Origin of the sequence: Halomonas sp. M4R1S46, from assembly GCF_025725685.1 — a bacterium.
GTDB lineage: Bacteria > Pseudomonadota > Gammaproteobacteria > Pseudomonadales > Halomonadaceae > Halomonas.
Genome location: NZ_CP107008.1, coordinates 1379975 through 1401402 on the forward strand (window position 1 = coordinate 1379975; position 21428 = coordinate 1401402).

18 protein-coding genes and 1 pseudogene are annotated in these 21428 nt (G+C 59.2%); 8 read left to right on the forward strand and 11 right to left on the reverse strand.

Features of this window, described 5'->3' with window-relative positions:
* Positions 1-83 precede the first annotated feature (83 nt).
* Together OCT48_RS06550 and OCT48_RS06555 are read right to left on the reverse strand one after the other, a co-directional pair.
* Positions 84-248: pseudogene (locus OCT48_RS06550) on the reverse strand (IS701 family transposase); the annotation flags it as partial.
* 468 nt (positions 249-716) lie between these two features.
* Positions 717-2216 carry a CoA-acylating methylmalonate-semialdehyde dehydrogenase gene (locus OCT48_RS06555; protein WP_263591901.1) on the reverse strand — a complete coding sequence of 500 codons (1500 nt, stop codon included), beginning with the start codon at positions 2214-2216 and terminating at the stop codon, positions 717-719.
* A gap of 322 nt (positions 2217-2538) precedes the next feature.
* On the opposite strand from OCT48_RS06555, the gene OCT48_RS06560 reads away from it, so the two are divergent.
* Positions 2539-2685, forward strand: coding sequence for a hypothetical protein (locus OCT48_RS06560; protein WP_263591902.1), 147 nt, complete (start codon positions 2539-2541; stop codon positions 2683-2685).
* On the opposite strand, the gene OCT48_RS06565 is transcribed toward OCT48_RS06560, so the two are convergent.
* The 6 genes from OCT48_RS06565 to OCT48_RS06590 all read right to left on the reverse strand — a co-directional run bounded on the left by OCT48_RS06565 (position 2660) and on the right by OCT48_RS06590 (position 10358).
* Positions 2660-3181 carry a hypothetical protein gene (locus OCT48_RS06565; protein WP_263591903.1) on the reverse strand — a complete coding sequence of 174 codons (522 nt, stop codon included), beginning with the start codon at positions 3179-3181 and terminating at the stop codon, positions 2660-2662. The genes OCT48_RS06560 and OCT48_RS06565 overlap by 26 nt on opposite strands.
* Positions 3178-4695, reverse strand: a complete 1518-nt coding sequence (locus tag OCT48_RS06570) for a sodium/proline symporter (RefSeq protein WP_318152614.1) — start codon at positions 4693-4695, stop codon at positions 3178-3180. Before OCT48_RS06570 ends, OCT48_RS06565 begins: the two co-directional genes overlap by 4 nt.
* A gap of 96 nt (positions 4696-4791) precedes the next feature.
* The gene (locus OCT48_RS06575; protein ID WP_263591904.1) at positions 4792-4923 is read right to left on the reverse strand and encodes a hypothetical protein; all 132 of its coding nucleotides are present in this window, start codon (positions 4921-4923) and stop codon (positions 4792-4794) included.
* 84 nt (positions 4924-5007) lie between these two features.
* On the reverse strand, positions 5008-6498 hold the full coding sequence (locus OCT48_RS06580; RefSeq protein ID WP_263591905.1) for a CoA-acylating methylmalonate-semialdehyde dehydrogenase: 1491 nt from the start codon (positions 6496-6498) through the stop codon (positions 5008-5010).
* 421 nt (positions 6499-6919) lie between these two features.
* Positions 6920-8242, reverse strand: coding sequence for an aspartate aminotransferase family protein (locus OCT48_RS06585; RefSeq protein WP_263591906.1), 1323 nt, complete (start codon positions 8240-8242; stop codon positions 6920-6922).
* A gap of 775 nt (positions 8243-9017) precedes the next feature.
* Positions 9018-10358, reverse strand: coding sequence for an aspartate aminotransferase family protein (locus tag OCT48_RS06590; RefSeq protein WP_318152580.1), 1341 nt, complete (start codon positions 10356-10358; stop codon positions 9018-9020).
* 175 nt (positions 10359-10533) lie between these two features.
* Here OCT48_RS06590 and OCT48_RS06595 point away from each other — a divergent pair, with 175 nt between their 5' ends.
* On the forward strand, positions 10534-11454 hold the full coding sequence (locus tag OCT48_RS06595) for a LysR family transcriptional regulator (protein ID WP_263591907.1): 921 nt from the start codon (positions 10534-10536) through the stop codon (positions 11452-11454).
* A gap of 66 nt (positions 11455-11520) precedes the next feature.
* Here the strand turns inward: OCT48_RS06595 and OCT48_RS06600 are convergent, their stop codons facing one another.
* The 3 genes from OCT48_RS06600 to OCT48_RS06610 all read right to left on the reverse strand — a co-directional run bounded on the left by OCT48_RS06600 (position 11521) and on the right by OCT48_RS06610 (position 14596).
* Positions 11521-13056: an alanine/glycine:cation symporter family protein gene (locus OCT48_RS06600; RefSeq protein WP_263591908.1), complete on the reverse strand. Its 1536-nt coding sequence runs from the start codon at positions 13054-13056 to the stop codon at positions 11521-11523.
* Between the two features lie 2 nt (positions 13057-13058).
* Positions 13059-13505, reverse strand: coding sequence for a universal stress protein (locus OCT48_RS06605; protein WP_263591909.1), 447 nt, complete (start codon positions 13503-13505; stop codon positions 13059-13061).
* A gap of 263 nt (positions 13506-13768) precedes the next feature.
* Complete coding sequence (locus tag OCT48_RS06610) at positions 13769-14596, reverse strand: substrate-binding periplasmic protein (protein WP_263591910.1); 828 nt, start codon at positions 14594-14596, stop codon at positions 13769-13771.
* An 874-nt stretch (positions 14597-15470) separates the two neighbouring features.
* Here OCT48_RS06610 and OCT48_RS06615 point away from each other — a divergent pair.
* From OCT48_RS06615 to OCT48_RS06640, 6 genes are all read left to right on the forward strand, one after another.
* Positions 15471-16289 (forward strand): amino acid ABC transporter ATP-binding protein, encoded by an 819-nt coding sequence (locus tag OCT48_RS06615; RefSeq protein WP_318152581.1) that lies wholly within the window; start codon positions 15471-15473, stop codon positions 16287-16289.
* Positions 16290-16300: 11 nt separating this feature from the next.
* The gene (locus OCT48_RS06620) at positions 16301-16972 is read left to right on the forward strand and encodes an amino acid ABC transporter permease (protein WP_263591911.1); all 672 of its coding nucleotides are present in this window, start codon (positions 16301-16303) and stop codon (positions 16970-16972) included.
* 10 nt (positions 16973-16982) lie between these two features.
* On the forward strand, positions 16983-17645 hold the full coding sequence (locus OCT48_RS06625) for an amino acid ABC transporter permease (RefSeq protein WP_263591912.1): 663 nt from the start codon (positions 16983-16985) through the stop codon (positions 17643-17645).
* 40 nt (positions 17646-17685) lie between these two features.
* A complete protein-coding gene (gene dapA, locus OCT48_RS06630; protein ID WP_263591913.1) occupies positions 17686-18558 on the forward strand; it encodes a 4-hydroxy-tetrahydrodipicolinate synthase in 873 nt (290 codons plus the stop codon).
* A 66-nt stretch (positions 18559-18624) separates the two neighbouring features.
* Entirely contained in the window at positions 18625-19872 is a 1248-nt protein-coding gene (locus tag OCT48_RS06635) for an NAD(P)/FAD-dependent oxidoreductase (RefSeq protein WP_263591914.1), read from the forward strand.
* A gap of 24 nt (positions 19873-19896) precedes the next feature.
* Positions 19897-21378: an aldehyde dehydrogenase family protein gene (locus OCT48_RS06640; RefSeq protein WP_263591915.1), complete on the forward strand. Its 1482-nt coding sequence runs from the start codon at positions 19897-19899 to the stop codon at positions 21376-21378.
* Positions 21379-21428 lie beyond the last annotated feature (50 nt).

Consider the following 21428-nt stretch of genomic DNA (forward strand, 5'->3'; position numbering starts at 1 on the left):
CTCGCGAAGCCCTCCTATTCCCTGGCCCACTGGATGACCTTCCTCTCCACGGCGGTCCTGCTGAACCTGTCTCCGGGGCCCGACATGGCCTTTGCATCCCAGCGGGCACGTTCCAACAAGTACTGCACCCCATCTGGGGTGGCATCCCCGAGCCACTCGGCAAGATGCCATCCATACTTGCGCTCACACTGACTGAGCAGCCCCTGGAGGTAACGGAGTGCGCGATCGCGCGTTTCCGAACGGGGGAAAGAGCCGGCCTAACCGGTCTGCCAGGCCATCCAAACAAAAATACTGAGGCGGAGAGATCCAGCGCTTGCATCCTTCACCCTATGATCGCTTCCCTATCATACACATGCATTGTAGCTTATTCAGCTACGGCTGTAGTACTAGGTGTTTAGTTGCGCAAGTACTGGTCGCCTGAACAGATAGCCCGCACACTGAAGCGGATGTCTCCCAACGATTCACGTCGCCAAGTCTCGCATGAGTCCATCTACAACGCGCTCTATGTAATATGGCAGGGCCGCATGATCCGGTGATCAGGGAGTTGGATGGCTCAATGATCGCACGGGCAACATAGTCGAAGTCATCATATTGAAAACTGACATTGCCCAAGCCTTGTAGAGTGAAAGTTGAAAAGGTTATTAACCCGGCGATTCCGTCGGGTTAATATCTATCGAAACCTACAGACCTTGATGCCTGCAAGATCCGTTCTGAGGTTACTCCATGGTCGGCATTACGAAGTCCGCACCGGCACGGATGCCGGTAGGCCAGCGAGACGTAATGGTCTTGAGCTTGGTGTAGAAACGTACGCCTTCGGGACCGTGCATGTGATGGTCGCCGAAGAGCGAGGCTTTCCAGCCCCCGAAGGAGTGGAACGCCATCGGTACTGGAATCGGCACATTGATGCCGACCATACCGACCTGAATCTGGTGGGCAAACTCACGGGCCGCATCGCCGTCGCGGGTAAAGATCGCAGTACCGTTACCGAACTCATGCTCGTTGATCCAGCGCGCGGCGGTGTCGTAGGAGTCCGCTCGTGCCACGGCGAGTACTGGGCCAAAAATCTCTTCCTTGTAAATCTTCATATCGGTCGTGACATGATCGAACAGGGTGCCGCCGATGAAGTAGCCGTTTTCGTGCCCCGATGCCTTGAGTTCCCGGCCGTCGACGATCAGCTTGGCGCCTTCCTCTACCCCAGAGGCAATATAGCCGCGCACCCGATCGAGGTGCTCGCGCGTCACCAGCGGGCCCATATCCGAGGTGGCATCGGTACCCGGTCCAACATTGAGATCCCGCACTTTGGCTTCGAGCTTGGCGACCAGGGCGTCGGCGGTTGCCTCGCCAACGGGAACCGCGACCGAAATGGCCATACAGCGCTCGCCGGCCGAGCCGTAGGCCGCACCCATGAGCGCATCGACGGCCTGGTCGAGATCGGCGTCCGGCATGATGATCATGTGGTTTTTGGCGCCCCCTAGTGCCTGACAGCGCTTGCCGGTGCGTGCTGCGGTCTCGTAAATGTAGCGGGCGATCGGTGTCGAGCCGACGAAGCTGACGGCGGCGATGTCCGGATCGGTCAGCAGGGCGTCGACCGATTCCTTGTCGCCCTGAACGACATTGAAAACGCCATCGGGCAAACCCGCTTCCTTGAGCCACTCGGCGATCAGCAGGGACGCCGAAGGATCTCGCTCCGAAGGCTTCAGGATGAAGCAGTTGCCGCAGGCCAGGGCAACCGGGAACATCCACATCGGTACCATTACGGGGAAGTTGAAAGGGGTAATGCCGGCGACGATGCCCAGTGGCTGCCGCAACGCATGGCTGTCGACTCGGGTGCCGACGTTCTCGGTGACATCGCCCTTGAGCAGTTGCGGCGCACCCACGGCGAATTCGACGACTTCCATGCCGCGCTGAATTTCACCTTTGGCATCGGAGAGTACCTTGCCATGCTCGGCTGTGATCACGGCCGCCAGGTCGTCGATGCGCTCTTCCAGAATGCCGAGGAAGCGGTTGAGGATGCGAGCGCGACGTAGTGGGGGGGTGGTGGACCAGGCGGGGAAGGCCTGCTTGGCAACCGCGACGACTTCACGTACTTCCTCGGTGGTTGCCAGTAGCACGCTGCCGGTCTGTTCACCGGTTGCGGGATTGAACACCTGGCTGGTACGCGTGCCTTGGCCCGTCTTCTCTTCTCCGTTCATGAAGTGGTTGATTATACGTGGCATATCAGTACCTCGATCAAAGTGATTATCAAGGTGGGATCGTGCCAGTGCAGTATAGATGTGACAGACCGTGTGCAACCGAGTGAGCTTGCGATCGAGGCGGCTTCCACACCACCGGGCAGAGTGCGGGGTACGCCACCAACCTGAACTGGCGCGCCGAGACGCTTGAGGTTGAGGGTGCCAAGCACAAGGGCGTCTACCACGTCATTATCGACGGAATGGAGAGCCCCGGCGAGTGCCAGGGGACCCATACCGCCCGCTTCGGCGAGATCGAGCAACGTGGCCTGCCCTGACCGCCAAGGGCCGGGCGCTCTATGATCGGCTGTTGGGGGAATTGCGCCGCCGTACCGCTGACCTCGTCAACGCCGAGCACCAGCGGATCCTCGACGAAGTCTACACCGACTTCCCCGACAGTGAGGAGGTGCTGCGCCGGCAGGGCCTGGGCTTCACAGCAGGTAATAGCCCCCATTGAGGCCATCGATCAGCAGCTCGAGCTCGCCATGCCGAGCGTGACACCCTGTGACGCGCCACAGGGGTTTCCTGACGCTCTGACAGCACACCAGCTCGAGCCCTGCCGCGCTGCGGCGTTTCAGTCTGTGACGACACACCTGCATGACGTGGTGGCGCGCCTTGCGCTCGAGCGGTGGCGTGTCGAGTTCGGGCGGTGGCAGTACCGCCGAGGCCAGGGGATCGCCGAACTCGACGCCTTCCAGGGTCGTGCTGACCCCCTGGCAACGATCCACCAGGCAGCTCATCAGTTCCTGGCGCCGCACGCCCCAGCGGCGAGTTTCCCAACGGTACAGGCACAGCAGGTAGGGAAAGCCGATCGCCTGGACGCCACAGATGCCCAAGGCGGGGTCGATCCCCATGACCCGCCGCTCGAGACCCTCGAGGGGAAGCCTGGTCTCGAGCCAGGCGTCCTCGTGTTCCCCAGCGTCGTGGATTATGCTCCCCGATGCCGCGTTCATGCCGTGCGTTCGCTGGCCTTGAGGGTCAGGGCTTCATGCGCCATCTCGAAGCTCTGCTGCGCCTTGAGGGGCCGCGGCAGGGGGCGCAGCTCGGCGGTTTCCTCCATCGCCTGCAGGATGTGCTCCGGGACGGGATGGCTGGCCTGGGTCAGCAGGCTGACGGCGACCATCGACAGGCTGGATAGCCCGACGCCGGCCAGCATGGGATGCACGCCAGTCACCCCGTCCAGCGCCAGGTACTGCCAGACGAAGGCCACGATGCTGCCGACGATCATCGAGGACAGAGCCCCGGGGGTATTGGCCTTGCGCCACCAGACGGCGGCCACGTAGGCCGGCAGGAAGGCACTGCCCAGCACTGAGGTCGTGAAGACGACGATGGAGAAGACAGCGGGTGGCTCGAAGAGTGCCGCGACGCCACAGATCGTCCCCAGCAGCAAGACGATGATCTGGGAGACCCGTACCATCTGTTTCTCTTCCATGGCGGGGTTGATGAAGCGTTCGTAGAGGTCGCGGGCCGCGATGCTGCCTGTCTGCAGCAGAATCGAGTCGGCCGTGGACATGATCGCCGCCATGATCGCAGCCATCACGATACCCACCACCGCGGCAGGCAGCAGATTCTGCGCCAGGGCGAAGATTGCCTGCTCGGGGTCGTCGAGGTCGGGCAGCACCAGGATGGCGAGGACCCCAAGGATGTAGGGGGCGCTGACGAAGACCAGGTTCCACAGCGTGGAGTAGACCCCCGCACGGCGCGCGTGGAAGGGGTTGCGCATCGCCATGTGACGGGTCACGACATGGGGCCAGCCCATGTAGCCGATGGAGAAGACCAGGAAGGCGCCCAGCACGATGCCCCATTGCCCCTCGTATGCCAGGTTTCGTCCCCAGACGCTGAGCAGCGTCGGATCCAGGCTGGCGATGGCCTGGTTGGCCGCCGTCAGGCCACCGACCTCCTGCAGGGTGGCGATCAGGATCCAGACGATGCCAATGATCATCACGAAGCTCTGCAGCAGGTCCGTATAGGCCACCGCGCCGTAGCCCCCCATCAGGCTGTAGGCGAGGATGACGGCCACGGCGATGGCTAGCGCCACTTCATAGGGCAGCCCGGTCACCAGCTCGAGTCCCTTGCCGCCGGCGATGAACTGGGCCAGCACATAGGCCCCCAGCAGGAAGACGGACAGCCCCCCCGCGATCAGCCGGACCCATTTGTTGGGATAGCGCTTCTCGAGGTATTCGATGGACGTCAGTGCGCCCATGATCTGCGAGAGCTTGCGCATCCGCCGCCCGAGCACCGAGAGGTTCACCACACCACCGCCGATGTCACCGGCGGCGTACCAGAAGCCATGATAGCCCTGGGTATAGCCCAGGGAGCCCGCCCCCAGGAACATGTAGCCGCTCATCGACGTGGATTGCATGGTCATGGCGGTGACCAGAGGACCGACGTTGCGGCCACTGAGGTAATAGCCTTCCATGCTATTGGAGCCGCCCCGTCGCATGGATATGACGCCCACCGCCAGCATGGCGATAAAGTACAGGGCAAGGAAGAGTAATACTGTCGAGTTCACATCCTTCTCCTATCACACGAGTTATTGTTGTCGCGACCCTGTCGCCTCGACTCAGCGGTCCGCATCCGAGCGTTTCAACCCCGGCCAGCCGCGCGTCACCCAGAGGAAGCCCAAGGTGTACAGCACCCAGAACACCGGGACACCGATGACCAGCCAGGTCGTGGATAAGGGGAGTCCGAACATCATTGTCTCCACTGCTTGTTGTCGATATTTCCACCTACGCAATGGCCCCGCACGGGGCGGGGCCATTGAACCTCAGGATGAACCTCAGGACGGGAAGGAGAACTGAGCCCCTTCGCGGACGCCGGCGGACGGCCAGCGCTGGGTGACGGTCTTGCGCTTGGTGTAGAAGCGCACCGCATCCGGGCCGTAGGCGGCGAGGTCACCGAACAGCGAGCGCTTCCAGCCGCCGAAGCTGTGGTAGGACACCGGCACCGGCAGCGGCACGTTGATGCCGACCATGCCCACCTGGATGTTGTCGCTGAAGTAGCGGGCCGCCTCGCCGTCGCGGGTGTAGATGCAGGTGCCGTTGCCGTACTCGTGATCGTCGATCAGCTGCATGGCCTCTTCCATGGAGCCGGCACGGACCACCAGCAGCACCGGGCCGAAGATCTCCTCGAGGTAGCAGGTCATCTCGGGGGTCACGCGGTCGATCAGGGTGCCGCCGACATAGAAGCCGTTTTCAAAGCCCGGCACCTGGACGCCGCGGCCGTCGACGACGATCTCGGCGCCCTGCTGCTCGGCGCTGTCGATGTAGCCGCAGACCTTCTCCTGGTGGGCCTTGGTGATCACCGGGCCGAAGTCGTTCTCGGTGTCATGGAAGGGGCCGACCTTGAGGGTCTTCATCTGCGCCTGCATCTTGGCGATCAGGGCGTCGGCGGCCGCGTCGCCCACCGCCACGGCCACGGACAGCGCCATGCAGCGCTCGCCGGAGGAGCCGAAGGCGGCCCCGGTCAGGGAGTTGACCACGTTGTCCATGTCGGCATCGGGCATCACGATGGCGTGGTTCTTGGCACCGCCCAGGGCCTGGCAGCGCTTGCCGTTGGCGCTGGCGCGGCTGTAGATGTACTCGGCGATCGGCGTGGAGCCGACGAAGCTCACGGCCTGCACACGGGCATCATCGAGCAGGGTATCGACGGCTTCCTTGTCACCGTTGACGACGTTCAGCACGCCGGCGGGCAGGCCGGCTTCCAGCGCCAGCTCGGCGATGTACAGCGTCGAGGTCGGGTCGCGCTCGGAGGGCTTGAGCACGAAGGTGTTGCCGGTGGCGATGGCCATCGGGTACATCCACAGCGGGACCATGGCCGGGAAGTTGAACGGCGTGATGCCGGCCACCACGCCCAGCGGCTGGAAGTCGCTCCAGGAGTCGATGTTGGGGCCGACGTTCTTGCTGTACTCGCCCTTGAGCAGCTCCGGTACGCCGCAGGCGTACTCGACGTTCTCGATGCCGCGCGCAAGCTCGCCCCTGGCGTCGTGGACGATTTTGCCGTGTTCCTGGCCGATCAGGCGGCAGATCTCGTCGGTATGCTCTTCCAGCAACTGCTTGAAGCGGAACATGACACGGGCGCGCTTGGCGGGCGGGGTGTCGCGCCAGGCCGGGTAGGCGGCCTGGGCGGCGGCGATGGCCGCCTCGACGGTGGCCTTGCTGGCCAGGCTCACCTGGCCGCCGACCTCACCGGTGGAGGGGTTGTAGATGTCCTGGGTGCGCGCATTGTCGTCGATGCGGGCGCCGTTGATCAGATGGCCGAGGGTGGTCATGGTGATACCTCTCTTAAGTCGTCGTTATGGGTAGGTCGTGAGTTCGGGGTGCCGTTGGCTCAGTCCAGTTCGCCGATGGCGTCGCTACTGTTGCTGCTCTGATTGCAGGCTAATACCGTTCAGTGCTGGGTTAAACTCAGAAGTTTTTAATTCTATGTAAGTTTGCGGTTAACTTTTCGCGCTGGTGGGGATACTCCACCCGGTCTTCTCATCTCGACATATCGAGCGAAACTAGGTCCAAACAGTGGATGATCGAACGCTTCTTCGGTCGCAGAAGGGCTTATTGCCGTTTCGTGCCGTGACCACCCAAGAAAAAGGCCGAATAGGGGGTCTCTCACCCGGCAACATCATTGCCCGATATTTCTCAAACGCCCTGGATGTCAGGACGGGAAGAAGAACCCGTGCCGATTTGACTCAAGACTTATTTCTTGAGGCTTCCGAGCGCGTCACTGATGATTGACAGGCCCTGTTCTGCCTCTTCGGCGGTGACCACGCAAGGCGGCACCACGTGAATGCGGTTGGCCACCACGAAAGGCAGCAGGCCACACTCCATCATGGACGCCTTGAGCTGCCCCACCGCCTTGGCGTTGAGCGGCTGGCGGCTTTCACGGTCTTCCACCAGTTCGATAGCCTGGAAAACCCCCAATCCGCGGACCTCGCCGACAACATCATGACGCTCGGCGATCTGCTTCAGGCCAGGCGCCAGGACGTTGGCGCCGATACGCTCTGCATTGCCCACGATATCCTCTTCTTCCATGGCGTCGAGCGTGCCACAGATGGCGGCCATCGCCAGCGGATGACCAGAGTAGGTGAGACCGCCGAAGAACATGTTCTCGTTGAAGTGACGTGAGATCTGCTCCGAGACTATAACGCCACCGGCCGGGACATAGCCCGAGTTGATGCCCTTGGCGAAGGTGATCAGGTCGGGCGTGACGCCGAAGTGATCCAGCGCCAGCCATTTGCCGGTACGGCCGAACCCGGCCATGACCTCGTCGAAGATGAGCACGATGCCGAACTCGTCGGCCAGCGCGCGCACGCCATTCAGGTAGCCCTTGGGCGGCAGCAGGATGCCGGCGGTACCCGGTACCGTTTCCAGCAGGATGGCGGCGATGGACGCGGCGCCTTCAGACTCGATGACCCGGCGCAGGTGCTGCAGGGCGCGTGCGGACTCTTCCTCTTCGTTCTGCGCCCAGAAGTCACTGCGGTACAGGTAGGGGTTGAAGAAGTGGACGTGACCACGGGCATACTCGTTGGGCACGCGGCGGAAGTCGCCGGTCGCCACGATGGCGGAGCCGGTGCCGCCATGATAGGAGCGATAGGCCGACAGCACCTTCTCCCGGCCCGTGACGGTGCGCGCCATGCGAATGGCGTTTTCGTTTGCATCGGCACCGCCGTTGGTGAAGAAGACCTTGTCGAAGCCGGCCGGTGCGCGTGCCAGGATCTTCTCGGCTGCCAGGCTGCGAGCGTAGTTGGCATGTGAAGGCGCCACGGTGGCCAGTTCGTCCAGCTGTGCCTTGATGGCGGCGAGGACCTTCGGGTGCTGATGGCCGATGTTGGTGTTGACCAGCTGGCTTGAGAAATCGAGATACTCCCGCCCTTCATAGTCCCACAGGCGGCAGCCACTACCACTCTTGATCACTAGCGGGTCCAGTGAACCCTGCGCCGACCAAGAGTGAAACACTCCTTTGCGGTCCAGTTGCTTGACGTCCTGATTGCTAAGCGATTCATTATAGAAAGCTGTCATTTAGCCACCTTCAAGTGTTGGCATGGTGTATCGGTTAGTCGTTTCGCGAAGACCGGAGAACCAGCGTGCCATCACCGTCTTCATGCGTGCGTAGAAGCAAAGGCCATCCGGGCCGTGGAGATGCGGGGCATCAAGATGGAGCGCTTGCCATCGGCGTAGCGGGGCAAACGATTCGCTATCGTGTGCCGCGCCTGCCGTTGCCTGCTTGATACTGGCCTCGAGCAGGGGCGAAGGGCGCTCCAGTTCCTGCCTATGAGAGCCATGATATGATGGGGTTCGGTGCCAATAAATATTGTTATGCTTTAGTTCGTGTAAGCTGACGCTTAACTTTTTGGCTGTCGTGTCGAGGCTCCGGCGAAATAGGTGACGGCTTGTCAGCCCTCAGCTGGCTACGCTGAGGTGGGTATCGCGAACATGGTCGGCTTTTCCTGAAGGTTATGCCTCTTTTCCGAGAAGGTGCGATAAACAAAAAAGGCCGAATCGGGTTCCCCCGATCCGGCAACACTTATGGCACGACACCTATGAGGTGGCGTTGCTCAAATGTCCTTTTGCACCAAGCAATGCAGAGGACACTTCAGTTTCTGACCATGTTGGAAAAGAATATAATATGGGTTTCGTATCAATAAATATTATTATGCTTTCGTTCGTGTGAGTTGCCATTTAACTTACTGCCCGGTGTGTAGAGGTATTGACGAATGGGTAGCGGCTTATCAGACTTCCATCATGAATGTCCGGGGTGATGGGTTGAGGTGCTTGAGCTCGGTTCGCTGATGGCTCACAGTTCGCCGATGGCCTCGCCGAGAACGTTGACGAGGCGGTCGATCTCCTCGCGCTCGACGATGAAGGGCAGGCCGAGCTGGATGGTGTCACCGCCGTAGCGCACGTAGACGCCCTTCTCCCAGCACTTCATGGCGATCTCGAAGGGCCGCCGTGCCGGCTCGCCGGGGCAGGGCTCGATCTGCAGGGCGCCGGCGAGGCCGTAGTTGCGGATATCGCTGATATAACGGCTGCCCTTGAGGCCGTGCAGGGCGTCCTCGAAGATCGGCGCCATCTCCCGGACGCGGCCGACCAGGCGGTCGTTCTCGAGCACGTCCAGGGTGGCCAGGGCCGCGGCACAGGCCACCGGGTGCCCCGAGTAGGTGTAGCCATGGGGCAGCTCCATCATGTAGTCGGGGCCGCCCTGCTCCATGAAGGTGTGGTAGATCTCCCCCTGCACGATGACCCCGCCCATGGGCACGGCCCCGTTGGTCAGCTGCTTGGCGACGTTCATGATGTCCGGCACCACGCCGAACTCCTCGGCACCGGTCATCGCACCCATGCGGCCGAAGCCGGTGATGACCTCGTCGAAGATCAGCAGGATGTCGTGGGCATCACAGATCTGGCGCAGGCGCTGGAGGTAGCCCCGGGGCGGCGGGATCACCCCGGCCGAGCCGGCCAGGGGCTCGACGATCACCGCGGCGATGTTGGAGGCATCGTGCAGGGCGATCAGCTCCAGCAGCTCGTCGGCGCGTTCGGCCCCGTGCTCGGGCATGCCACGGGTGAAGGCATTCTCCTCGAGCAGGGTATGCGGCAGGTGGTCGGCGTCGACGCCTTGGCCGAACAGGACGCGGTTGGCGCCGATGCCGCCCAGGCTGATGCCGCCGAAGTTGACCCCGTGATAGCCCTTGGACCGGCCGATCAGCTTGGTCTTGGTGGGCTTGCCCTTCTTGCGCCAGTAGGCGCGGGCGATCTTCAGCGAGGTATCGGCGCTCTCGGAGCCGGAGCCGGTGTAGAACACGTAGTCGAGGCCCTTCGGGGTCAACTGGCGGATCCGGTGAGCCAACTCGAAGGCCTTGGGGTGGCCGTACTGGAAGGCGGGGGCATAGTCCAGCTGGGCGAGTTGCTGGCTGACCGCCTCGGCGATCTCGGGACGGCCATGGCCGACGCCGCAGGTCCACAGGCCGGAGAGGCCATCGTAGATCCGGCGACCGTCGGCCGCGGTGTAGTAGCTACCCTCGGCGCCGACGATGATCCGCGGGTCGCGCTTGAACTGGCGGTTGCCGGAGTAGGGCATCCAGTAAGCATCCAGCTGTTCTGGGCTCAGGCCCGAGGCGTCTGGGAGGTCTCGATCCAACATGGGGCACCCCGTAGTTAGGCCGTTTTGGTCGTTGTAAGAGGCAAGGTAGGTCCGGGTATCGATAAGTATAAACCAATAAATCTTAATCTCGTGAAATCCGCTGCTTAACCTTATGCGGCGCTCCTGCTAACCTTACCACCGACCTTAGGACGATGGATGAGAATGGGGAAGGCCTATGTCGCACCGCAAGGGGTCTTTGACAGGCCAGCTGAGTGATGCCGATCTGCGCTTGCTGCGGATCTACCGCAAGGTGGTGGAGTGTGGCGGTTTTTCCGCCGCCGAGGTGGAATTGAATATCACCCGTGCCGCCATCAGCATGGCGATGAATGATCTGGAGACACGGCTCGGCCTGCGGCTCTGCCAGCGTGGGCGTAGCGGCTTCTCCCTCACTGACGAAGGCGCCGAGGTTTACGAAGCTGTGCTGCAGTTGCTGGCGGCGGTGGAAGGCTTCCGTACCCGGGTCAACGGCCTGCATGCCTGGCTCAAGGGCGAACTTAACATCGGCATCACCGACAACCTGGTGACCATGCCTGAGATGCATATCACTCATGCGCTCAATGCCCTCAAGGAGCGCGGTCCCGACGTGCGCATCAACATCCGCATGATCCCACCCCACGATATCGAGCTTGCCGTGCTGGACGGCCGCCTGCACACCGGTGTGATTCCGGCCCTCAAGACCATGCCCGGCCTAGAGTACCTGTCGCTCTACGAGGAAACCTCACGGCTCTACTGCGCTTCGGGGCATCCACTCTTCCAAGCCGAGTCCGTGACGGAAGAGCAACTGACGAGCTACGATGCTGTGCTACCGGCCTATGCCCAGACGCCGGAGATCAAGGCATGCCATGAACCCCTCAACTCCGCCGCCACCGCAACTGATCGGGAAGGCATTGCCTTTCTCATACTCTCCGGTCGCTATATCGGCTACCTGCCGAACCACTACGCCGAACGCTGGGTTCGCGATGGCCGGATGCGCGCACTGAATCCCGAAAGTTGGCACTACCTCACCTATTACAGCGCTATCACCCGCAAGGGGGCGCCACCCAACCTGGTGCTAGAGAGCTATCTTGAAGCGCTGGAGAAGCTGACGGCGAAATAAAAACCCGGCCAAGAAGGCCGGGTACAAGAGTCGTGGGGATTATAACTGGCAGTCAGGATAAAAGTCTCATGAACGCCAAGTGCTACCGCTGAGAGAAGAGTCACTGTTATCGATGACCTTGTACTCACCGGATTTCAGTTTTTTCCAGTAGTTATTGAACTCCCTGCGAACAACGTTAGCCAGGAAGTAAAGCCCGATAATGTTGCAGAGAGCCAACAGGAAAAACACCGAGTCAGCGAAAAGAATGACAGGTGCAAGAGCGGTGGCAGCTCCAATCACTGTAAAGCAAAGGAAAATTACCTTATAGGCGACTTCAGCCTTGGGGTTGTCACCAAGAAGAAAGCCAAACCCTTTCATGCCATAATAAGAGTTGCTGAGAATCGTTGAGTAGGCAAATAGAAATACGGCGAATGCAAGCACATAAGAAAAGGATGGGGAGACAGTCTCAAAGGCACGGGATGTCAGCGTAACACCGCTAACCTCATGCACATCAGAACCTTGCCAAGTTCCGGTGAGAACGATGCAAAGAGCTGTCATCGAGCATACAATGATCGTATCAATAAAAGGTTCCAGAGAGGCCACAAATCCTTCAGTGGCGGGGCGATTTGTCTTGACGGCCGAGTGAGCTACCGCCGCATCACCAACACCTGCGGAGTTTGAAAACGTAGCTCGCTGGAGACCAACAACTAGTGAGCCCACAATACCACCTGCGACACCTTGCGGTGAAAAGGCGCCCGTAACTATCTCACCGATAGCAGCAGGAACGCCAGTGATATTAATGGAAATAACAACAAGGCAGGCAGTAACATAAAGCAGGGTCATGAACGGCACCAGGATGCTTGTGACCCGGGCGATGGATTTTATCCCACCTATGATAACTGCAGCTGTCAAAGCGGCAAGCAGCATACCAATAGCCCACTTGTTATTAATCAGCCACTCAATATTAGCCACATCAACAAGCTGCTGGGTGGCCTGATTCGCTTGAAATGCATTGGTACCAAGAGCCGCGATCATCATGAACAATGCCCAACACACCGCAAGGGCTTTACCAATCTTGACAAAGCCAAGCTCCGCCAAGCCATCTCGTAGGTAATACATTGGCCCACCAGAGGTAGTGCCATCCGGGTGTACATGCCGGTACTTAACAGCCAGCATGCATTCGACCATTTTGGTAGACATGCCGAAAAAACCGGCAATAACCATCCAGAAGGCAGCACCCGGGCCACCTAATGTGATGGCAATTGCAACACCTGCAATATTGCCAAGCCCTACGGTGCTGGAAACAGCAGTAGACAGTGCCTGAAAGTGGCTGACTTCTCCGACAGCATCATCGGGCGTATACTTTCCTCTAACGAGGTTAAAGGCATGCTTCATCCCACGAATATTGAGGAACCGCAACCACACAGTGAAAAAAGTACCGGCAACGATAAGCCAAAGAACAATAATCGGAGCCTCTGTACCAAATAATGGAAGCGGATAAAAGACGATCGATGCCAACCATGCAGCAAATGGCTGAAAGTACCGATCCAAGGTTGCATCAATAATACCGCTGTCGAAAAGAACGAAGAGTTCTGCTGTAAATATCGATTCAAGAGCCATCATGATCAGGGCACCACCACCACGGGAACAGAAGAATTCTCGGCAACACGACTGGCAGTACTGCCGAATAAAGCCGACCGCATCCTTGACTCACCGGCACGACCAACAACAATTAGATCGTAGTCACCACTCTTGGCCAACTTGATGATCGTATCAGAAGGGCGGCCATGCCTTATCAGCGTTGTTACCTTGGTAGTATCAGGATATAGATTCTCTTCGGAAATCCACTCCATCAAGGGTTTAATAACATCGGATTCCGCGCGCGAAATCTCCTGCTGCCTCTTGATAGGCCGCCTCTCATTATCTTCTTTTGTTGAGAACTTATAAGGAGACCAGTTGATGACATGAACTATTGTGACATCCCAGTCATGCATCGCTGCCCTTTCCAGCGCAAACTTTACAGAACGCCAGGACCGACGACTCCTATCCACCCCAACAAGAACTGAATCCATAGCACTTCACCTATCGTTATAGTTGAAAGCCTCAAGGCGAGTCATGAAAAATGAGCAGGCGAAACAAAGCTCCATCAATGACTTTATTATCTTACAGGGCAAGGTCTCATTAGTGCCATGAGGCAAGAATGGCTGACAGTGAAAGTTTCAGTAAGCGTTTAAAATTCTAAAGAAAGCCGCAACTACATTATGAGCTGCTCGGATTTACTGTCCAGCGAGAATCAACGCCGGACAGAAAATCCTGATATCTCTATGGGTGTGAGTTATTCCATCTGTTCAATAGCGATTTTTGCAGCCTCGTCTATCATTTCTTCAACTTCGCCAGCTTCCTTTTTGCTCAAGATGAATTCATTGAGCTCCTGAATATCAGCCTCTGGTGTTGATTTGTTCAGACCAAATGCAACGCCTTGGCGGGCTAGCGGGGGATTGGGAGTCATAATCTCCGCCCATTCAGGGTTCGCGTGCTGGAACAGTAGATTGGTGTCATTGGCATCGGCCAGGACGTCCGCACGGCGCGACATGACCGCCAGCCGGGTTTCATCCATGCCCGGGAGACGCATGATGTTGGCATTCTCGAGATTGGCCGTCACCGCCTTGTCCTGCACTGTGCCCGACATCACGGCAACGGTGATGTTGGAGTTGTCGATATCCTCCAGACCGTCCACCGTCTCCGGCAGCTTTGAGTTTTCCTTGTTGTAGAGGAAGGACACCTCATAGTTGGAGACGGGCTCGGAGAAGGCAACGGCCTTGGCACGCTCCGGTGTCTGGTTCAGCGCCATCGCCAGATCCCAGCGCTCGCTCTGGACCCCCGCCACGAGGTTATCCCAGTTGGTGTCGACGAAGGTGGCCTCAACGCCCAGGTGCTCCGCGAAGTCACGACATACCTCGACGAAAAAGCCGCTGTAGTCGTTGGTCCGGGGGTTCTTCATGACGTAGGGGGTGGCAATGGCGGCGCCGCAGCGGAGCTCACCGGCTTCCTTGACGCTTTGCCAGGTGTGCTCGGCTGCCAATGCAGACGAGGCGGATGCCATGCCGAGGGTGGCTGCACAGCAAAGTGCAGCAAAGGGACGCAGCTTGGTGAGATGGTTCATTTCATAAGTCCTTATTTTTTATGTGATATGAAGTGATTCTCGGTGTCTGTCTCCCGTCAGGTGACCAAGTGGGCATAGCCCAGGCTTCCTGACGAGCCGGCCTGATTCTTCAAAGTATGCAGGCCTGCATACAAGGTAGGAGCGAGCGTCCGACAAGTCAACACAGTCTTGCCTCACCTCAGTAAGGAGGCTCTCCGCCTCTCGGCCTCGACAGATACGACGGGTATCGCCGCTCGACGTTAGCCCTGTCGGACCAAGTCCATTGGTCGAATACCATCCACCTCGCGTTTCCCATACCGAGGCTCGCTGATCGAAACGTGGAGGTGGTCCGATCAGGTACGTGGCCAGGGGGCCGGAAAGCCACTGAGGCATGCCATTCAACGTCATGCGTAGGGGGCTCTGGACGGAGGGGAACTTTCACGGCCCCCAATAGGGTGCGCCCGCTCTCTTGCCACAGGAGAGGAGCCTAGCCAGGAAGGACTCCCCGAGTATGGATGCCCGGATCCCCAGCATGTGCCCCATTGCCATTGTCCTTCCGGCGCTTGAAAAAGCTTATCCATCAGATGATTAGGGCCGGTTTGAAACGGCTGGTGGTGTTACTTGCGGTCCGGGGTTTTTCAAGGTCATGCCTTGCATGCCTTGACAGGGTGTCGAGGAGGTGACTACATTTGTATGCATTGCTGCATACAGCGGTTCAGGCCCCGCTACATAATATCTCAACACAATAAATAAGAGAGGCTCCTCATGCTCCAGTCGCTCAATGACTTCATCCTGATACATCCCCTGCAGCGTGCTATCTAGGCCTTCGCCTGGTTACGCATCGCATGCACGAAGATTCCAATATCAAAAACCGAATGCGGTTCAGGAGAGGCTTATGAACGTTGTCGAAAGTCTTAACACGCGCAAGGCAGGCGATGGCATGCCACAACCTGCTACCTCTGCTCCATTGATCGAATTCAAGGGGGTTTCCAAGCGGTTTGGCGACACCTGTGTGATGGATGAAATGGACTTGCAGATGAAGGCGGGGGACCGTCTGGTCATCATCGGGCCAAGCGGCAGCGGCAAGAGTACCCTGCTTCGTGTGCTGATGGGCCTCGAGAAGATCGACAAGGGCGAGATCTATTTCGACTCACAGCCTTATATCAGCGTCAACAAGAAGGGCGTCACGCAAACCGATCTTGCCATTCGTAACCATATCGGCATGGTGTTCCAGCATTACACGCTTTTCCCTCACCTGTCTGTGCTGAGCAACCTGACCCTGTCTCCCGTCAAGGTACATGGGATGGCCAAGTCGGAAGCGGAGGATCGAGCCAGGGAATATCTGGCAATACTCGGCATGGAGGACAAGATCAACAGCTTTCCAGGGAAGCTGTCGGGTGGTCAAAAGCAGCGTGTTGCCATCGCACGTGCCCTGATGCTGGAGCCGCGCCTCATGCTGTTCGATGAGGTGACATCTGCCCTCGATCCGGAGATGGTGGCCGAGGTCGAAAAGGTGATGATGGATCTTGCCAAGCAGAAGATGGCCATGATGATCGTGACTCACGATATGTATTTTGCCAAAAAGATCGCTACCGAGTCGGTGTTCATAGCCGGTGGAAAGGTCGTTGAAAAATGTGATCCTGAGATCATGTTCAATGATCCGAAGGAGGAGAGAACAAAGGATTTCCTCAACAAGGTTCTGCATCTTAAGTGAGGTAAATCATCATGAGTTACGAGTTCGACTTCACCGCGCTATTCGGGCATTTTGGTCCTCTTCTGGAAGGGCTTAAGACAACCATAATGCTCGCACTTGGGGCCAATGCCCTGGGGCTGACGATTGGGTTCCTCGTCTGTCTGATGGCGATGGCATCGCTCTGGATACTGAGGTTGCCGGCCAAGATATTCATCGAATTCTTTCGATGCACGCCCGTGTTGATCCAGGTCGTGTGGTTCTTCTATTGTGTTCCAATTCTCTTTAACATTTTCTTTGATCCTATCACCATGGGGGTGCTTGCGCTGGGGCTCAACCTGATCGCCTTCAACGCCGAGGCCTATCGGGCAGGGATTCAGGCCGTACCCAAGGAACACCATGATGCCTGTGTTGCCCTGGGACTGGGGGGGTGGAAAAAGACCCTATATGTGATCTTTCCTCAAGCCCTGAGAAACGCGATTCCGGTGCTGATGACGAATGGAATTACCATTCTTCAACAAAGTGCCCTGGTGGCCATCGTGGCGGTTGCCGATCTGATGTACGCAGGCAAGATCCTGGCAACTGACTTGTATCGGCCTCTGGAGGTATACACCGTCGTAGCCGTCATCTACTTCCTGATGTCTGTTCCGATTTCTCAGTTGGTTGGCATCATCGAGCGTCGTCAAGATGCATCGGTAGAGCGTTGAGGAGGTCATCATGAATTTCGATTTCTTGCGTGTATTCAGCTATTGGGATGTTCTCCTCAATGGGCTTGGGATCACGCTGTTCTTTACCATCAGTGCGGCCATCGTCGGTACCCTGCTCGGATTCGTGGTCAGCCTGCTGAGGGTGAGCCCTAGTCGACTTCTGAAATGGCCGGCTCGCCTGTATGTGGAGTTCTTTCGCGGCACGCCGATGCTGATTCAGCTCTTCTGGATCTTCTTCTGCCTGCCGCTGGTGCTTGGGCAGGACATTCCGCCCTATGTGTCAGTGTTGCTGTCGATGGTGCTGTTTATGGGCGCCATTACCAGCGAGACGTTCCGAGGGGCTTTGAAATCCATCTCGGGTGAGCAGCATGATGCCTGTGTCGCCCTCGGTCTCAGCTTCAGGGTCAAGGCCATCAATGTCATCTTTCCTCAGGCATTGTTGCGCTCCATTCCGCCGCTGATGTCGAATGTGGTTTCACTCTTCAAGGAAAGTGCCCTGATCTCTTCAGTGGGTATCGCGGACTTGATGTTCGTCAGCTCGAACATCTCGTCCAGCACAGCCCGGCCTGTTGAGTTTCTGACGGCGGCAGCGGTGATCTACTTTGCCGTGGCCTTCCCGGTGACTCGCCTGGTCGATGTCATTGAACAGAAGCTACTGCGTCGCTTCACCTGATCAAACCCAGAATCAGTCCAACCCAACCCCGGAGGTTGCTATGAAACTCGAAGGTATCATTCCCGCGCTCGTCACCCCGTTCGACGCCAACGACAAGATCAACCATCAGGTTCTGGCCGACTTGCTCGAGCACCAGCTTAAGATGGGTGCTACCGGTTTCGCGCCGCTGGGCTCCACCGGCGAATCCTACGCGATGACCAACGAAGAGCGTCGTGAAGTCCTGAAGACCGTCAAGGAAGTGGTGGGTGACCGTGGCATGCTGATCGCCGGCGCCAACGCGCCCTCCACCCGCGAGGTGATCGAACAAGTCAAGCAAAACCGTGACGCCGGCTATAACGCGGTGCTGGTCGCACCTCCCTTCTACTCCGTGCCGTCAGACGAGGAACTGCTGGGACATTATCGTGCCATCCTGGACGCGGTGCCCGATGTCGAGCTGGTGCTGTACAACTACCCGATGCGCGTGGCCATCGAGCTCGGTTACAGCGTGATGGATGGCCTGCAAGATGATCCGCGCGTGATTGCCATCAAGGAAAGTAGTGGCGAGCTGATGCGTGCCATCGACATCGGCACCAAGTACAAGGGCAAGATCGACCTGTGCTGCGGCTCTGACGATATCGCCCTGGACTACTTCCTGTGGGGCGCCACCAGCTGGATAAGCGCGCCGGCCAACATCATGCCGGTGAACATCAACAAGTTTTATAACGACTACATGGCGGGTGATATCGAGAGTGCCAAAGGCATCTCTCAGAAGATCTTCCCGGTCATGAATAGCCTGGAAACCAGCAAGTTTATCCAGAAGATCAAGTACGGCTGTGAGCTGAGCGGCTTCCCGGTCGGCAACGCCCGCATGCCGCTACAGCCTCTCAGCGATGCCGAGAAGGCCGAGTTCCGCAAGGCCTACGAGCAGGTATAACACTGGGAATTGGCAGGCACGGTTGAGGGATTGGCCGTGCCTGTTGCTAACGCGCGAGGTCAGCTGATGAGCGTCGCTCCATCTACTGTTGTCATTGGCGGTGGCATTGTCGGTATCTGCTGTGCACTTTATCTGCAGCGGGAGGGGATGCACGTCACACTGGTGGATCCCGCCGAACCCGGCGATAGCACCGCCAAGTGGAGCTGTGGCCAGATGGCCGTCAGCGAAATCATCCCGCTCTCCAAGCCGGGCATCATCAAGAAGGTGCCGGGCTGGATTCTGGATCAGAAGGGCCCCTTGGCCCTACGGCCCGCGGCTGTCCCGAAGCTGATGCCATGGATGTTACGCTTCATGGCCAACGCTCGGCGCTCCAGAATCGACCAGATTGCGGAGGAGCTCGCGACGCTCACGGCCAAGGCTTACGAGGATTATCAGCCTCTCCTCGAAAAATGTGATGACAAGGAGCTCATCGGCTCCACACCGACACTCGAAGTCTTTGACAGTCTCTCCGGCCTAAGGGATGAGCAGACCTACATCTCTCTGCGTCAAAAGCTCGGCTACAAGGTGGAGTCCCTGGGCGAGAAAGAGATCAGCGATATCGAGCCATCACTGGCGGGAAAATTTTCGCATGGTCTGCTGCTTTCCGACTGGAGGACCGTCAAGGATACGGAAGGCTTCATGGTGGCGTTGACCAGGAGCTTTGTTGACCAAGGCGGCGTCAGGGTGCAGGACACGGTCAAGGAGATCCAGTCGCGGCAGGGGAAGGCCGAGCGGATCGTCTTGGACGGCGGCAAGGAGCTGCCCGCCGACCACGTCGTGGTCGCAGCAGGCAACGGCAGCAAGGCATTCTTCAAGACGCTGGGCGTCAAGGTGCCGCTGATGGGCATTGGTGGCTACCAGGTCGTGGTGCGCGATCCCGGTATCGACCTGCGGCATTCCACCGTCTATGCCGATGGCGGCTTCGGCTTCATTCCCATGTCCAGGGGACTCCAAATCGGCGGGACGATCGAGTTCGCCGGCGAGAATCCCGAGCCCAACTATGATCGTGCCAAGATCATCCTGGACAAAGCCAAGCGAATCTTCCCCTCGCTGAATACCGCCGACGTCGAGTATGGCATCGGGTGGCGTCCATTCCTTCCGGATACCAAACCGGTGATCGACAAGTCGCCGAATCTCGACAATGTGTACATGGCCTTCGGGCATGGGCAGCTTGGGCTGACACTCGGCGCCACGACGGCGCGCCTGATCACCGACATGGTGCAAGGCCGGCAGAGTGAACAGGATCTTCGCCCCTTCCGAGCCTCCCGTTTTTGAACCGACATGAAAGAGGGCCAAACTATGACAACGTACAATAACCTGTACATCAATGGACACTGGGTCGCGCCTGCGCAGGGCAAGACCTTCCCGGCCATCGACCCCAGTGATGAAAGCGTCTTCGCCGAGGTGGCCTCCGCGACGGCCGAGGACGTCGACGCCGCCGTCAAGGCCGCGCGAGCCGCGTTCGACAACGGTCCCTGGCCGAAGATGAGTGGCAGGGAGCGTGCCGGCTATCTGCGTCGTGTCGCCGAAGGGATACGGGCGCGGGTCAACGAGCTGGCCACCCTGGAGGTGCGCGACAACGGCAAGCCGATGCCGGAGGCCGTCTGGGACATCGAGGACACAGCAGGGTGTTTCGACTTCTACGCCGACTTGGCCGAGCGCAGCGATGAGCACCCCGAGCAAACCGTGGAGCTGGCGGAAGACGGGTTCGTGTCCAAGGCCATCAAGCAGCCGGTGGGTGTCGTGGCGGCGATCACGCCCTGGAACTTCCCGATGCTGATGGCCTCCTGGAAGGTGGCGCCGGCGATCGCCGCGGGCTGCACCGTGGTGCTCAAACCCTCCGAGGTCACCTCGCTGACCGCGCTGGAAATGGCGGCCATCTGCGAGGAGGCGGAGATCCCGCCCGGCGTGGTCAACATCCTCCCCGGCATCGGGGCCGAGGCGGGGGCGCCGCTCACCGAGCATCCGCTGGTGGACAAGATCGCCTTCACCGGCAGCGTGCCGACCGGCAGCAAGCTCATGAAGATGGCCGCCCAGGACATCAAGAACATCAGCCTCGAGCTCGGCGGCAAGTCGCCATTGATCATCTTCGACGACTGCGACCTCGAGGACGCCGTCGAGTGGCTGATGTTCGGCATCTTCTGGAACAAGGGCGAGGTCTGTTCCGCGACCTCCAGGGTGCTGGTGCAGGAGAACCTTTATCCGAAGCTGATGGACCGCCTGGTCGAGGAAGCCCGCAAGCTCAAGATCGGCAACGGCATGGAAGACGGCGTCCTGCTCGGACCGCTGGTCAACGCCGCCCAGTACGAGAAGGTGACCAAGGCCATCGAGGCGGGCAAGCGTGACGGCGCCACCCTGGCGTACGGCGGCGAGCGTCCGCCCGGCCTTGAGAAGGGCTATTATCTCGAGCCCGCCATCTTCGTCGACGTGCCCGAGGACAGCGACCTGTGGAAGGAAGAGGTCTTCGGCCCGGTGGTGGCGATCCGCCGCTTCGCCACCGAGGAAGAGGCCGTGCGCGTGGCCAACGACTCGGAGTACGGCCTGGCCGGCGCCGTGATGTCCAGGGATCTCGAGCGCTGTGAGCGTGTCGCCCGCAACCTGCAGGCCGGCATCATCTGGATCAACTGCTCGCAGCCCACCTTCGTGGAGGCGCCCTGGGGCGGCTACAAGAAGAGCGGCATCGGCCGCGAGCTCGGCGAGTGGGGCTACGAGAACTATTTCGAGACCAAGCAGATCACCAGCTATGTCAGCGACAAGCCCTGGGGCTGGTTCATCAAGTAACGTGACCGGCCGGTCGGCGTCGCCGACCGGCCCGGTCGACAGCATCGTCG